A 516-nucleotide genomic window follows, 5' to 3' on the forward strand; every position below is an offset into this window, starting at 1 on the left:
AGGAATGATTTCCAGGTAAAGATTCGAGGTTATAGGATAGAGCTAGGAGAGATAGAGAATGTGCTATTGAGCTATGAAGGGATTCGTCAAGCAGTAATCTTGGCTAAAGAAAATAGCTCAGGATTAAGATATCTAGTAGGATATTATGTATCGGATAGAGCAATCAATGCTGAAGATTTATCATTGTATTTATCGGGTCTTTTACCAGAGTATATGGTTCCTTCTGCGTATGTTCATTTGGAAGAATTGCCTTTAACGATTAATGGGAAGTTAGATCGTCGGGCCTTACCGGAGCCTAATTTTGTAGGGGATAGAGAATATGTAGGAGCCTCGAATGATCTAGAAAAAAGTCTTGTAGCTATTTATGGCGATGTATTAGGATTAGATAGTGAAAGTATTAGTATCCATGATGATTTCTTTCGCTTAGGAGGTAATAGTATTATGGCTATTAAATTGATTAGTAAGATTCATCACTCTTTGGGTATCAAGGCTAGTGTAGCGATGGTGTTTAGCCAT

Annotated in this window: 1 protein-coding gene; it reads left to right on the forward strand. The window is 37.0% G+C overall.

All coding sequences use genetic code 11. The features are described from left to right. The coding region (locus CHRY9293_RS18585; protein ID WP_162034334.1) for a phosphopantetheine-binding protein at positions 1-516 on the forward strand (516 nt) is incomplete at both ends.

The organism is Chryseobacterium potabilaquae, assembly GCF_902728265.1.
Lineage (GTDB): Bacteria > Bacteroidota > Bacteroidia > Flavobacteriales > Weeksellaceae > Chryseobacterium > Chryseobacterium potabilaquae.